The organism is Enterobacter sp. WI-ESBL-E8 (assembly GCF_053364895.1).
Window position 1 is genome coordinate 1,456,525 of sequence record NZ_JBRWXJ010000001.1, and the last position, 13,163, is coordinate 1,469,687.

Below are 13,163 nucleotides of genomic sequence, written 5' to 3' on the forward strand. Positions count from 1 at the left end.
CTAACTACCCCTAAAAGACGATGCCTCACCGGACGCAAAATGACGCATATCAATGCGAAGATGCTGTTTTTGCGTATTCTGTAGTGAAAATACACAATTATGTCGTTATGTAGTTGTTTATATAGCGTTAAGCGAGAATAGCGAAGAGTTGATTTACGCGCTACTATCGCCATAACCACGTTTTCAAATTTGAAAACATACACTCTAGCCTTTGTGCCTGTGTCGAAAGATATGGCGCTCTGGCCGTGGCGAATATGCCACCAGGGTACAGAAAGAAATGACTGTGCCTCCCATATCTGGAAAGGTGTACATGGCTTCACAACTTACTGATGCTTTCGCGCGTAAGTTTTATTACTTACGTCTGTCGATTACCGACGTGTGCAACTTCCGTTGCACCTACTGCCTGCCCGACGGCTACAAACCGGGCAGCGTCACCAATAACGGCTTTCTCTCCGTGGATGAAGTGCGCCGCGTCACGCGCGCCTTCTCTGAGCTCGGCACCGAAAAAGTGCGTCTGACCGGCGGTGAACCTTCGCTGCGCCGCGATTTTCCCGACATCATTGCCGCCGTGCGTGAAAACGAACGCATTCGTCAGATTGCGGTAACCACCAACGGATACCGTATGGCCCGCGACGTGGCCGCCTGGCGTGATGCCGGCCTGACCGCCATCAACGTCAGCGTGGACAGTCTGGATGCCCGCCAGTTTCACGCCATTACCGGTCAGGATAAATTCCGCCAGGTGATGGACGGCATCGACGCGGCGTTTAGCGCCGGGTTCGAGAAGGTCAAAGTCAACACGGTGCTGATGCGCGACGTCAACCACCATCAGCTGGACACCTTCCTGGCGTGGATCAAATCTCGCCCCATTCAACTGCGCTTTATTGAGCTGATGGAGACGGGCGAGGGGAGCGAGCTGTTCCGCCGCCATCATATCTCCGGCATGGTGCTGCGCGACGAGCTGCTGAAACGCGGCTGGATCCATCAGATCCGCCAGCGCAGCGACGGCCCGGCGCAGGTCTTCTGCCATCCTGATTACGAAGGGGAAATTGGGCTCATCATGCCCTATGAGAAAGACTTCTGCGCCAGCTGCAACCGCCTGCGCGTCTCTTCCGTTGGCAAGCTCCACCTTTGCCTGTTCGGCGACGGCGGCGTGGACCTTCGCGATCTGTTGGAAGACGATGCGCAGCAGGACGCGCTTGAAGCACGCATTTCTGAAGCGCTGACGCATAAAAAACAGACCCACTTCCTGCATCAGGGCAATACCGGCATTACTCAGAACCTGTCCTACATCGGCGGGTAATCAGGCTTAAGAAGGAATCAGAAGATGAGTCAGGTAAGCGCAGAATTTATCCCGACACGCATTGCTATCCTTACCGTTTCCGACCGCCGTGGCGAAGAGGATGACACCTCCGGCCACTGGCTGCGCGAGGCGGCCCATGACGCGGGGCATAACATCGTCGATAAAGCGATCGTGAAGGAGAACCGCTACGCCATTCGCGCTCAGGTTTCGCAGTGGATTGCGAGTGATGAGGTGCAGGTGGTGCTGATCACCGGCGGCACCGGCTTTACCGCAGGCGACCAGGCGCCCGAAGCGCTGCTCCCGCTGTTCGATCGCGAAGTGGAAGGCTTCGGCGAAGTGTTCCGTATGCTCTCCTTTGAAGAGATTGGTACCTCCACGCTGCAGTCTCGCGCGGTGGCCGGTGTGGCAAACAACACGCTGATTTTCGCCATGCCCGGCTCGACGAAGGCCTGCCGCACCGCATGGGACAATATTATTGCCCCGCAGCTGGACGCCCGTACCCGTCCGTGTAATTTCCATCCCCATTTAAAGAAATAAGCTATGTCACAACTGACCCACATTAACGCCGCTGGAGAAGCGCATATGGTGGATGTCTCCGCCAAAGCGGAAACGGTGCGCGAGGCGCGCGCCGAAGCGTTCGTCACCATGCTGCCGGAAACCCTGGCGATGATTATCGACGGCAGTCACCACAAGGGTGACGTGTTTGCTACCGCGCGCATTGCAGGGATTCAGGCCGCCAAGCGCACCTGGGATCTCATCCCGCTGTGCCACCCGCTGATGCTGAGTAAAGTGGAAGTAAATCTTCAGGCGCAGCCGGAGCACAGCCGCGTGCGCATTGAATCGCTCTGCCGCTTAACCGGGAAAACCGGCGTGGAGATGGAAGCGCTGACGGCGGCCTCTGTCGCCGCGCTGACCATCTACGACATGTGCAAAGCGGTGCAGAAAGATATGGTGATTGGCCCGGTTCGCCTGCTGGCAAAAAGCGGCGGCAAATCCGGTGATTTTAAGGTGGACAGTCATGATTAAGGTGCTCTTTTTTGCGCAGGTGCGCGAGCTGGTCAACACCGACAGCCTGACGCTGGACGCGCCATTTGAAAACGTTGCCGCCCTGCGCGCGCATCTGGCGGCACAAGGCGACCGCTGGGCGCTGGCGCTGGACGAAGGCAAGCTGCTGGCCGCCGTTAACCAGACGCTGGTGGAGTTCACCCATCCTCTGAAGGCAGGGGATGAAGTGGCCTTCTTCCCACCGGTAACGGGGGGCTAAGATGGCTGAGACCCGAATTCTGGTAGGTCCCGAGCGCTTCAGCGTCGGGACAGAATACAGCTGGCTGGCAGAGCGTGACGAAGATGGTGCGGTCGTGACCTTCACCGGTAAAGTGCGCAACCACAACCTCGGCGACAGCGTGAAGGCACTGACGCTGGAGCACTATCCAGGCATGACCGAGAAATCGCTGGCGGAGATTGTGGTCGAGGCGCGAGGCCGCTGGCCGCTCGGACGCATCACGGTGATTCACCGCATCGGCGAGATGTGGCCCGGCGAGGAGATTGTTTTTGTCGGGGTGACCAGCGCACACCGCAGCAGCGCGTTTGCGGCAGGTGAGTTCATTATGGATTACCTCAAAACCAAAGCGCCGTTCTGGAAGCGTGAGGCCACGCCGGAAGGCGATCGGTGGGTTGAATCTCGCGACAGCGATAAACAGGCCGCCAGCCGTTGGTAGTCGGTTTACGTGGATGTGTTAATCTTAACGTGTGTGTCTACTTAATCTTAATCAGGAGTGAATCATGGACCGATTTCCGCGTTCCGATTCAATAGTACAGCAGACCCGTAGCGGGCTGCAGACGTATATGGCTCAGGTCTATGGCTGGATGACGGTTGGCCTGCTGCTTACCGCGTTTATCGCGTGGTATGCGGCGAATACGCCTGAACTGATGATGTTTATCTTCTCCAGCAAAATCACCTTCTTTGGGCTGATTATCGCACAGCTGGCGCTGGTGTTTGTGCTTTCGGGTCTGGTGCAAAAGCTGAGTGCCGGAATGGCAACAACCCTGTTTATGCTCTATTCGGCGCTGACGGGGCTGACGCTTTCCAGCATTTTCATCGTTTACACCTACTCTTCCATCGCCAGCACCTTCGTGGTGGCCGGCGGGATGTTCGGTGCGATGAGCCTCTACGGCTACACCACGAAGCGCGATCTGAGCGGCTTTGGCAGCATGCTGTTTATGGGGCTGATCGGGATTGTGCTGGCGTCGCTGGTGAACCTGTGGCTGAAGAGCGAAGCGCTGATGTGGGCAGTGACCTACATCGGGGTGGTGATCTTCGTTGGGTTGACGGCGTATGACACCCAGAAGCTGAAAAACATCGGCGAGCAGATTGACGTGCGCGACAGTTCAAACCTGCGCAAATACTCAATCCTGGGCGCGCTGACGCTGTATCTGGACTTCATCAACCTGTTCCTGATGCTGCTGCGGATTTTAGGCAACCGTCGCTAGTTATTTCCCCTCACCCTAACCCTCTCCCTCAGGGAGAGGGGATTGCACGGTGCGGTCTTTTCTCCCTCTCCCTGTGGGAGAGGGAGAAAAGACCGCAGGGCGACCCGACTAAAATTATTTGGCCATCGCCTTCTCGTTCTTCGCCCGCAGCTTCTTCGCCCGGCTCTCCAGCACCAGATAACAGACCGTTGCCAGCGCCAGCGGCAGGAAGTAATAGATCATGCGGTACGCCAGCAGGGCGGCGATAATCGTTCCCTGAGAGACATGCTCCCCCGCAAGCAACGCAATAAAGACCGCCTCGAGCACGCCGATCCCCGCCGGAATATGCACGATCACCCCGGCAATACTGCTCACCAGCAGCACGCCCAGCACGAAGAAGTAATTCACGTCTTCACCAATGAGCAGCCAGATAATCGCCCCCATCGCCATCCAGTTGGCGCTGGACACGGCCATCTGCAGCACCGCGAACTTCCACGAGGGTAATACCAGCTTTTGCCCCTTAATGGTCATATGGCGGCGCTTTGCAAACGCGCAGGCCCAGAGATACACGGCAATAATCAGCAGCAGTACGATGCCCAGTACGCGCAGGGTGGTTTCATCGATATACCAGTGCGCGGGCAGTTGCACCACGCCGATAGTGAATATCACCCCGCCAAGCAGAATATAGCCCAGCCAGTTGGTGGTGATGCTCAGGGAAAAAATGCGCGTAATCGTCCCGCCAGGCAGCCCGAGGCGCGAGTAAAGGCGATAGCGCATGCCAATCCCCCCGACCCAGGTACTCAGGGTCAGGTTGAAGGCATAACAAATAAACGACACCAGCATCACCTGACGCTTGGCCAGCTTGTGGCCGCAGTAGGCGCGGCCAAGCAGGTCATAGCAGCCGTACATCAGATAGCTCACGATAACCAGCCCTGTCGCGCCCAGCAGCACCATCCGGTTATAGTTGCGGATAACTTTCCACACTTCTTCCCAGTCAACCTTCTGCGCGTAGACCACCAGCAGAACCGCGACGGCGATGAAAAACAGCCAGGTCAGGATCTTTTTTGCCAGCCGCCAGCGCGAATGTGATTTCGACATCAGGGTTTGCCTCCCTCTTCCGCTTCAACACGGTCCTGGGTTTCCATTTCGGGCTGTACCGGCGGGTCCACCTGCGCCAGCTTCGGCGTGTGCGCCGGCAGCCAGCCGACCATCGCCGGGAAGTGACGCAGGAAGTGGAACACCACCACGCTGATGCCGAGGTTCCACCAGGTGCGTTTGGGAACCATCGATTCATCCACGCGCACGCAGTCATTGACGATCAAGGCCTGCAGGTTATCCCGCAGGGTCTGATTAAACTGGCGATCGTGAATGATCAGGTTGGCTTCAAGGTTGAGCGATAGGCTCAGCGGATCGAGGTTGCTGGAGCCCACGGTGGCCCAGTGATCGTCCATCAGCGCGACCTTGCCGTGCAGCGGCCGACGGCGATATTCGTAAATCTGTACGCCGCCCTTCACCAGGTAGTTATACAGCAGCCGCGCCCCGACTTTGACGATAGGCATATCCGGCTCGCCCTGCACAATCAGCTTCACGCGCACGCCGCGCCGGGCCGCATTGCGCATGGCATGCAGCAGGCGATAGCCCGGGAAAAAGTAGGCGTTGGCGATGATGACCTCGCGCTTCGCGTTGGCGAGCATCTTAAGATAATGACGTTCAATGTCGTCCCGGTGCTCGCCGTTATCTCGCCAGACGAAAAGCGCCTGCGCTTCGCCGGGCTTCCGGTTCTCTTCCGGGCGATGGCGGCGTTTCCACCAGCGGCGAACGGCCTCTTTACCCGGCAGGTTCTCCAGCTCAAACAGCAAGATGTCCTGAACCACCGGGCCTTCAATGCGAATGGCGTAATCCTGCTTCGCTTCCGGGCCGTAGTCGGACATATGTTCAGCGGAGTAGTTAATGCCGCCGACAAACGCCACCGTCTCATCCACCACCACAATTTTGCGGTGCATCCGGCGGAAAAGGTTGGTACGCATGCCGAACAGGCGAGGGCCGGGATCGTAGTAGCGGAACACCACGCCCGCGGCGGTCAGTTCATTGACAAACGCGTCGCTGAGATCCGGCGAGCCATAGCCATCAAGCAGCACTTCAATTTTGACGCCGCGCCGGGCGGCGCGCAGCAGCACGCTGTGCAGCTGCTTGCCAACGTTGTCTTCGAACCAGATAAAGGTTTCGAGGATCACCTTCTGCTGAGCGTTATCAATCGCTTTAAATACGGCCGGGTAGTACTCATCCCCGTTGACCAGCAGCGTGATCCGGTTGCCTTCCTGCCAGGAACATTTCATAAGTGGATCTCCGCGCTGAGCGGGGCATGGTCGGAAAGATGCCGCCAGTTGAGGAGCGCCAGGGCGGTCGGGCTGCTGGCGTGGGCGTTTTTCACGTAGATCCGGTCAAGCCGAAGCAGCGGGAAACGGACCGGGAAGGTGCGCGCAGGCCTGCCGTTCGCCCGGGTGAAAATTTCCTCCAGTCCGGCATCCACCTTCAGCGGATGGTTTGCCCGCTGTCGCCAGTCGTTGAAATCGCCGGCCACCACCACCGGTTCACCCTCGGGAAGCGCATTGGCCCATTCGGCCAGCATGTTCAGCTGCGCCTGACGATGGGCTTCGCGAAGGCCCAGATGAACGCAGCCGACATGGATGGGAAGGGCAAGATCGGGCGGCGTAATGCGGCAGTAAAGCAGCCCGCGTTTTTCACTCTCCCCGACGGAAACGTCGCGGTTTTCGTAGTATTCAATCGGGTAACGGGACAGCACCGCGTTGCCGTGATGCCCTTCCGGATAGACCGCGTTGCGGCCGTAGGCGTAATCACTCCACATGGTGTCGGCCAGAAATTCATAGTGCGGCGTGTCGGGCCAGTTCTCAAAGTGGAGCGGATGCACTTCGTGCGCGCCCATCACTTCCTGCAGGCAGACAATATCCGCGCTGACGGTGCGCACCGCGTCGCGCAGCTCCGGTAAAATGAAGCGGCGGTTAAATGCTGTGAAGCCTTTATGAATGTTTATCGTCAGCACCTTAAGCGAGAAATGCTGCATTTTTTTCGTCATAAGCTCCTTCCTGAGTGACTATCCCAATGAAAATAAAGTGTAGTCGGCGTCACAAAAAGATGCGGCGTTACGGAATTTTCCGTAAAGTGCGGTAGTCTGACTAAGCAGAGAAAAATCCTTCAGGAGAGAAGCCATGAAGTGGCAACAACGCGTTCGTGTCGCAACTGGCCTGAGTTGCTGGCAGATAATGTTGCATTTACTGGTCGTGGCCGTACTGGTGATGGGCTGGATGAGCGGCACGCTGGTGCGTGTTGGCCTGGGGCTATGCGTCCTTTATGGCGTCACCGTGCTGTCGATGCTGTTCTTACAGCGTCACCATGAAGCGCGCTGGCGCGAGGTGGGTGACGTGCTCGAAGAGCTCACCACCACCTGGTACTTTGGTGCCGCGATGATTGTGCTTTGGCTGCTGTCGCGGGTGCTGCAAAACAACCTGCTGCTGGCCCTGGCCGGTCTGGCTATCCTTGCAGGGCCAGCGGTGGTCTCATTGCTGACCAAAGAGAAAAAGCTACGCAATGTTGCGTCTAAACATCGCGTACGCCACTGAGCCCGTCGTGGCCGCAATGACCAGTAGCGGCCACAAACTTCCCCAGACAATATCCAGACTCGCATCCTTCAGATAGATTTGCTTGGTGATGTCCGTAAAGTGACGAATAGGATTTACCCACGTCAGATCCTGTAGCCACACCGGCATATTCTCAACCGGCGAGACATACCCCGAGAGCAGGATCGCGGGCATCATAAAGACGAACACCCCGATAAACGCCTGCTGCTGGGTTGAGCAAAGCGCCGAGATCAGCAGCCCAAACCCCACCAGCGACAGCCCGTAAATCACCATCGTGAAGTAAAACAGCGCCAGCGAACCGGCGAACGGGATCTGATAGGCCCAGATTCCCACGCCCAGCACGATGGTGGCCTGGAAGGTGGCGACAATCAGCGCCGGCACCGCTTTGCCGACGAAGATTTGCCAGGTGGCGAGCGGGGAAACCAGCAGCTGATCCAGCGTGCCTTGTTCGCGCTCGCGGGCAACGGACAGGGAGGTGACGATCATCACCCCGATGGTGGTGATCATGGCGATCAGCGACGGCACCACAAACCATTTGTAGTCCAGATTCGGGTTATACCAGTTACGCACCACCAGTTCGCTGTTGTTGGGCTTCGGTTTACCCTCCATTAGCTCCTGCTGGTAATCCTTCACCACCTGCTGCAGATAGTTGGCCGCTATCTGGGCGCTGTTGGAGTTACGCCCGTCGAGGATAAGCTGCATCGGCGCGGTCTGGAAGGTGTCCAGATTGCGGGAAAAATCCGCCGGGAAACGCACCAGCAGCAGCGCTTTTTGCGTGTCGATAGTGGGCTGGATCGCCTGCGGGCTTTTCAGCAGCAGGATGTGGGTAAAGGCCTTCGCACGGGCAAAGCGCTGCGTCAGCTCGACGGAATGTTTGCCGTTGTCTTCGTTGTAAATGGCGATGGTGGCGTTGGTCACCTCAAGGGTGGCGGCAAACGGGAACAGTAAAACCTGGATCAGCACCGGCAAGACCAGAATGGCGCGCGTCTGCGGCTCGCGCAGCAGGGACTGCAGCTCTTTGCGTATTAACGTCCATAAACGATGAAACATGTTCGCTCCTTAATCCAGACGCCGTTTGGTCTTCATCCACGTCAACCCGATAAACATCACCGCCGACGCCATCAAAAACAGGGTGTTGATAATCAGCACCACCGGAATATTTCCCGCGAGGAACAGGCTTTGCAGCGTGCTCACAAAGTAGCGGGCCGGAATAACATAGGTCACGGCGCGGATTGCGGCAGGCATGCTGTCTATCTGGAAGATAAACCCGGACAGCATAATCGACGGTAAAAAGGCGGCGTTGAGGGCCACCTGCGCGGCGTTAAACTGGTTGCGGGTGATGGTGGAGATGAGCAGCCCCATGCCCAGCGTGCTGAGTAAAAACAGGCTGGTGATAAAGAACAGCACGACCAGCGAGCCGCGGTACGGCACGCCGAGGATAAACACTGACACCAGCATACAGAGCAGCATCGCCAGCATGCCGAGGAAGTAGTAGGGAATAAGCTTGCACAGCAGCAGCTCGACGCGCGTCACTTCGGTTGAAAGCAGGGCCTCCATGGTGCCGCGCTCCCACTCGCGGGCGATCACCAGCGAGGTCAGTATCGCGCCAATGACCGTCATGATGATGGTCACCGCGCCCGGAATGATAAAGTGCTGGCTGATGGCGGCCGGGTTAAACCAGTAGCGCGTCTGCACGTCGATCAGCGGTTTAAATTCCTCACCCCGATCTTCCGCACGCTGCATCTGCCACAGCTGCCAGATCCCCTCCGCGTAGCCCTGCACGAAGTTGGCGGTGTTCGGCTCGCTGCCGTCGGTAATGACCTGGATCGGGGCATCGGCTCCGGCACGCGCCATATTGGCAGCGAAATCCACCGGGATCACCACCAGCCCGCGAATTTTCCCGGCCTGCATTTTCTGGATCAACTCCTGGCGGTTATCGCTGATGGTGGCGTCGATGTAGGGCGAGCCGGTCATGGCGTGGGTGAAGTCCAGCGCCTCTTCGCTCTGCTGCTCCAGCAATATCCCGACCCGCAGCTTGCTTGAGTCGAGGTTGATCCCGTACCCGAAGATAAACAGCAGCAGCAGGGGGATTACCACCGCAATCAGCCAGCTGCTGGGGTCGCGCACGATCTGACGCGTCTCTTTGATACACAGCGCGCGTACCCTGCGCCACGAAATCGCGTTATTGCGCATGGGCGTTCTCCTTATCCCAGTCGTGGATGAGGGTGATAAAGGCCTGCTCCATGGTCGGGTCCGGAACCTCATCGTCGGCGGCCTGCTCTTTCAGGTCGTCCGGGGTTCCGTGGGCAATCAGCTTGCCGCGGTACACCAGCCCGATGCGGTCGCAGTACTCCGCCTCGTCCATAAAGTGCGTGGTGACCATCACGGTCACGCCTTTTTCCACCATGCTGTTGATATGCAGCCAGAACTCGCGGCGGGTGAGGGGATCCACGCCAGAGGTGGGTTCATCCAGAAAAAGAATATCGGGCTCGTGCATCAGCGAGCAGGCCAGCGCCAGCCGCTGCTTAAAGCCGAGCGGCAGTTCGTCGGTGGCGTGGGAGGCAATGCTGGTTAACCCAAAGGCGTCGCTCATGCGGCGGATTTTTTCGCTCTGAGCCCGCCCGCGCAGGCCGTACACGCCGGAGAAAAAGCGCAGATTCTGCTCGACGGTCAGGTTGCCGTAGAGGGAGAACTTCTGCGCCATATAGCCCAGATGCTGGCGCGCCTTGCCGGAGCTGACCTTGAGATCCATATCCAGCACCAGCGCCTTGCCGGAGGTGGGAACCAGCAGGCCACACATCATCTTAAAGGTGGTGGATTTTCCCGCGCCGTTCGGCCCGAGCAGGCCGAAAATCTCGCCGCGCTTCACCGCAAAATTGACGTTGTCGGTGGCGGCGAAATCCCCGAACTTCTTGGTCAGGGATTTGGCTTCGATCACCGTTTCCCCGGGCGTACCTTCCACCGTGTGCAGGATGGCGCCGAGGGGGGATTCCGATGTGCCCGCGCCGCCCAGCAGGTCGATAAACGCATCTTCAAAACGCGGCGCCGTCTCTTCCATTTCGATCTCAGGCATGCCCGGCGCACGGCGAATATCGTCGACGGTGGCCTCTTTTTTGAGGATCACCCGCACCGAGCGGCCCTGAATCATCCCGTCGCTGACCTGCGGCAGTTTCAGCACCCGCTGCAGCAGCCTGCGGTTGGATTCCTGCGGGCTATGCAGCAGGAAACTGCGCCCGGCCATGCTTTGCGTCAGCGTTGTCGGCTCGCCCTGATAAAGCAGTTCGCCTTCGTTCATCAGCAGCACGTCCCGGCACTGCTCGGCTTCGTCGAGGTAGGAGGTGCTCCAGAGGATCAGCATCCCGTCTCCAGCCAGTTCGTGCACCATCTGCCACAGCTCGCGGCGCGAAATCGGGTCAACGCCCACGCCGGGCTCATCCAGCAGCAGGACCTTCGGCTCGCCCACCAGCGTGCAGGCCAGACCCAGCTTCTGCTTCATCCCGCCGGAGAGCTTACCCGCCAGCCGGTCAGTAAACGGGCCGAGCGAGGTAAACTCCAGCAGGCGGGCGAAGGTCTTCTGTCGGGTTTCGCCGGTGACGCTGCGCAGATCGGCATACAGATTCAGGTTTTCCATTACCGTCAGATCTTCATACAGGCCAAACTTCTGCGGCATATAGCCGAGCATGGCGTGGAGCGCACCGTCATCCGCGATCGGGTCAAGCCCGAGCACGCGGGCCGATCCTTCATCCGGCTTCAGCAGACCGGCCAGCATGCGCATCAGCGTGGTTTTACCCGCGCCGTCCGGGCCGACCAGCCCGGTCACGTAGCCTTTCTGGATGGTGCAGTTCAGCGGGGCTACCGCGGGCTTATCCATCCCCTTAAAGCGTTTAACCAGATTGTTGAGCTGAATAACCGCGTCATTCATGTCGTTCCCCGTCGTTGATTGTTACGGTGACAGGCATGCCCTGACGCAGCGCGTCGTCCGCATCGGTCACGATGATGCGCAGGCGATACACCAGATCGGTACGCAGGTCCGGTGTTTCAACGGTTTTCGGCGTGAATTCGGCAGTTGGAGAGACAAAACCCACTTTGCCGTGATACGGCCTGTCCGGGCGGCCGTCGGTATAGAGCAACAGCTCGCGGCCGGGCTGCATCTGGCCGAGATTCGGCTCGTCGATGTAAGCGCGTACCCACACCGGGCGGGTCAGGGAGAGCGTTAAGACGGTGCTGCCCGCGCTGAGCATGCTGCCCGGCTCAACGGCGCGGGTCATCAGCGTGCCGTCAGACGGGGCGATTAAGGTGGTGTCGTGCAGGTCCAGTTCCGCCTGGGCCAGCTGCGCCTGCGCCTGTTCAAGGCTGGCTTTGGCCTGGGCAATATCCTGCGGGCGGTTACCGGTACGGTACTGGCTCAGCTTGTCCTGGGCGGATTTCAGCGTCGCCTGGGCCTGATCGCGCGATGAACGGGCATTCTCCAGATCGTTAGCGGAAATGGTGCGGCTTTTCCACAGCCCCTGCTGGCGGGCATAGAAGTTCTGGGCGTAGTCATAGGCCGCCTGCGCCTGTTTGACCGCGGCGGCGGCCTGGGCAACCTCTTCGTCGCGATAGCCAGCCAGCATCAGATCATACTGTGCCTGGGCAACGGAGACGCCAGCTTTGGCCTGCTGCAGCGCATTTTCAAAGGGGGCTTTGTCCAGCATTCCCAGCGTCTGCCCCGTTTTAATGGCATCGCCTTCGTCAACGTTCAGCGAGGCGAGACGCCCGCCGACGCGGAAGCTCATGTTCACCGTGCGAATATCAACGTTACCGTACAGGGTCAGGCCCCGGTCCTGATGGCTTTGATACCACAGCCAGCCACCGACTCCCGCAGCAAGTAAAACAACAACCACCAGAATGATGGCGACAGGTTTTTTCATGACTTCAGGCTCCTTTGCGTTAAGCCTTGCAGGATCAGATCGAGATGACAGGTGATGACCTGGCTAATCTGCGCGGCTTTATCCTCATCAAATTGTGTCCAGCCGGTGCGTAACAAGATGGTTTCCCGGCCCAGGCGGAAGGCCAGGATTTCACCCAGCAGGGCGTGGGTATGCAAAACTGTTTCGGTATCGTTGGCATCCAGCCCGGTACAGGCGGCGATCAGCCGGGTCAGGTGGGTATGCATCGGGTCAATCACCCGATCGTGTACCAGCTGGTAGGCGGCAGTGGGGGAGAGCTGCTCGCGGGAGATAAACTTGCTCAGGTTGAGCGTATTGTCATGCGTCAGCAGGCGGATCATATTGTGGCAGGCCTTAAGAATAAGCTGCCGAATGGCCTCGCGATCGGGCGACGGCTGGCTGAGCAACTCGGTGGCTTCTTCAACGTGCGGGCGAAACTGCGTGCCGATAAAATCGGCGATCCACTCGGCGCAGGCGAGATACAAATCCTCTTTTGAGCCAAAATAGTAGGTGATGGCCGCAATGTTCTGCCCGGCCTGCGCCGCGATATCCCGCGTGGTCGCATGCAGTCCGTACTCGCCAAACTGCGCCAGCGCGGCGGCAATAAGCTGGCTTTTGGCCTGTTCACCTTTTGATGTCGTCGGGGTCGTATTCATAGCGGCATTAAAAATTAATCAATCGATTGATTAAGACTATGCCTGATTCACGCCCTCGTCGAGGGAACTGAGGGATATTTTATGCGCCACGTCACAAAAGCTGCTACACTCCGCCCCTTCGCGACATTGTGGTTTTTGTCCTCCCCTATTCGTT

Annotated in this window: 15 protein-coding genes and 1 riboswitch; of the genes, 7 read left to right on the forward strand and 8 right to left on the reverse strand. The window is 58.4% G+C overall.

All coding sequences use genetic code 11. From position 1 onward, the window contains the following. The first annotated feature begins 188 nt into the window (after positions 1-188). Positions 189-323, forward strand: a riboswitch (molybdenum cofactor riboswitch). The 6 genes from moaA (at position 311) to ACWHWP_RS06960 (ending at position 3,790) form a co-directional block, all read left to right on the forward strand. Next, a complete protein-coding gene (moaA, locus tag ACWHWP_RS06935; RefSeq protein WP_447855294.1) occupies positions 311-1,300 on the forward strand; it encodes a GTP 3',8-cyclase MoaA in 990 nt (329 codons plus the stop codon). (Overlaps the previous riboswitch by 13 nt.) Positions 1,301-1,324: 24 nt before the next feature. Then, positions 1,325-1,837: a molybdenum cofactor biosynthesis protein B gene (moaB, locus tag ACWHWP_RS06940; RefSeq protein ID WP_447855295.1), complete on the forward strand. Its 513-nt coding sequence runs from the start codon at positions 1,325-1,327 to the stop codon at positions 1,835-1,837. Positions 1,838-1,840: 3 nt separating this feature from the next. After that, complete coding sequence (gene moaC, locus ACWHWP_RS06945) at positions 1,841-2,326, forward strand: cyclic pyranopterin monophosphate synthase MoaC (protein WP_049008689.1); 486 nt, start codon at positions 1,841-1,843, stop codon at positions 2,324-2,326. Then, a complete protein-coding gene (gene moaD, locus ACWHWP_RS06950; protein ID WP_059310740.1) occupies positions 2,319-2,564 on the forward strand; it encodes a molybdopterin synthase sulfur carrier subunit in 246 nt (81 codons plus the stop codon). Before moaC ends, moaD begins: the two co-directional genes overlap by 8 nt. Position 2,565: 1 nt before the next feature. Then, on the forward strand, positions 2,566-3,018 hold the full coding sequence (moaE, locus tag ACWHWP_RS06955; protein WP_059310739.1) for a molybdopterin synthase catalytic subunit MoaE: 453 nt from the start codon (positions 2,566-2,568) through the stop codon (positions 3,016-3,018). 64 nt (positions 3,019-3,082) lie between these two features. Then, complete coding sequence (locus ACWHWP_RS06960) at positions 3,083-3,790, forward strand: Bax inhibitor-1/YccA family protein (protein WP_063430017.1); 708 nt, start codon at positions 3,083-3,085, stop codon at positions 3,788-3,790. A gap of 114 nt (positions 3,791-3,904) precedes the next feature. Here the strand turns inward: ACWHWP_RS06960 and ACWHWP_RS06965 are convergent, their stop codons facing one another. From ACWHWP_RS06965 to ACWHWP_RS06975, 3 genes are read right to left on the reverse strand one after another with little or no spacing between them, the layout of a single operon-like run. Next, a complete protein-coding gene (locus ACWHWP_RS06965) occupies positions 3,905-4,867 on the reverse strand; it encodes a lysylphosphatidylglycerol synthase domain-containing protein (protein WP_447855296.1) in 963 nt (320 codons plus the stop codon). Next, positions 4,867-6,105: a cardiolipin synthase ClsB gene (gene clsB / locus ACWHWP_RS06970; RefSeq protein ID WP_063955568.1), complete on the reverse strand. Its 1,239-nt coding sequence runs from the start codon at positions 6,103-6,105 to the stop codon at positions 4,867-4,869. The genes ACWHWP_RS06965 and clsB overlap by 1 nt, the downstream gene beginning before the upstream one ends. Beyond that, positions 6,102-6,863, reverse strand: a complete 762-nt coding sequence (locus ACWHWP_RS06975) for an endonuclease/exonuclease/phosphatase family protein (protein ID WP_047347024.1) — start codon at positions 6,861-6,863, stop codon at positions 6,102-6,104. The genes clsB and ACWHWP_RS06975 overlap by 4 nt, the downstream gene beginning before the upstream one ends. Before the next feature lie 133 nt (positions 6,864-6,996). On the opposite strand from ACWHWP_RS06975, the gene ACWHWP_RS06980 reads away from it, so the two are divergent. Continuing rightward, entirely contained in the window at positions 6,997-7,407 is a 411-nt protein-coding gene (locus tag ACWHWP_RS06980) for a YbhQ family protein (protein WP_014883088.1), read from the forward strand. Here ACWHWP_RS06980 and ACWHWP_RS06985 read toward each other — a convergent pair. The 5 genes from ACWHWP_RS06985 to cecR are packed head-to-tail and all read right to left on the reverse strand — an operon-like array spanning position 7,369 to position 13,009. Then, positions 7,369-8,475 (reverse strand): ABC transporter permease, encoded by a 1,107-nt coding sequence (locus ACWHWP_RS06985; protein WP_042715003.1) that lies wholly within the window; start codon positions 8,473-8,475, stop codon positions 7,369-7,371. The two genes, ACWHWP_RS06980 and ACWHWP_RS06985, sit on opposite strands and share 39 nt — an antisense overlap. A 9-nt stretch (positions 8,476-8,484) precedes the next feature. Further along, on the reverse strand, positions 8,485-9,618 hold the full coding sequence (locus ACWHWP_RS06990) for an ABC transporter permease (protein WP_059310735.1): 1,134 nt from the start codon (positions 9,616-9,618) through the stop codon (positions 8,485-8,487). After that, a complete protein-coding gene (locus tag ACWHWP_RS06995; RefSeq protein WP_047347022.1) occupies positions 9,608-11,347 on the reverse strand; it encodes an ATP-binding cassette domain-containing protein in 1,740 nt (579 codons plus the stop codon). Before ACWHWP_RS06995 ends, ACWHWP_RS06990 begins: the two co-directional genes overlap by 11 nt. Next, a complete protein-coding gene (gene hlyD, locus ACWHWP_RS07000; RefSeq protein ID WP_059310734.1) occupies positions 11,340-12,335 on the reverse strand; it encodes a secretion protein HlyD in 996 nt (331 codons plus the stop codon). Before hlyD ends, ACWHWP_RS06995 begins: the two co-directional genes overlap by 8 nt. Then, positions 12,332-13,009: a transcriptional regulator CecR gene (gene cecR / locus ACWHWP_RS07005; RefSeq protein ID WP_447855298.1), complete on the reverse strand. Its 678-nt coding sequence runs from the start codon at positions 13,007-13,009 to the stop codon at positions 12,332-12,334. The genes hlyD and cecR overlap by 4 nt, the downstream gene beginning before the upstream one ends. Positions 13,010-13,163 lie beyond the last annotated feature (154 nt).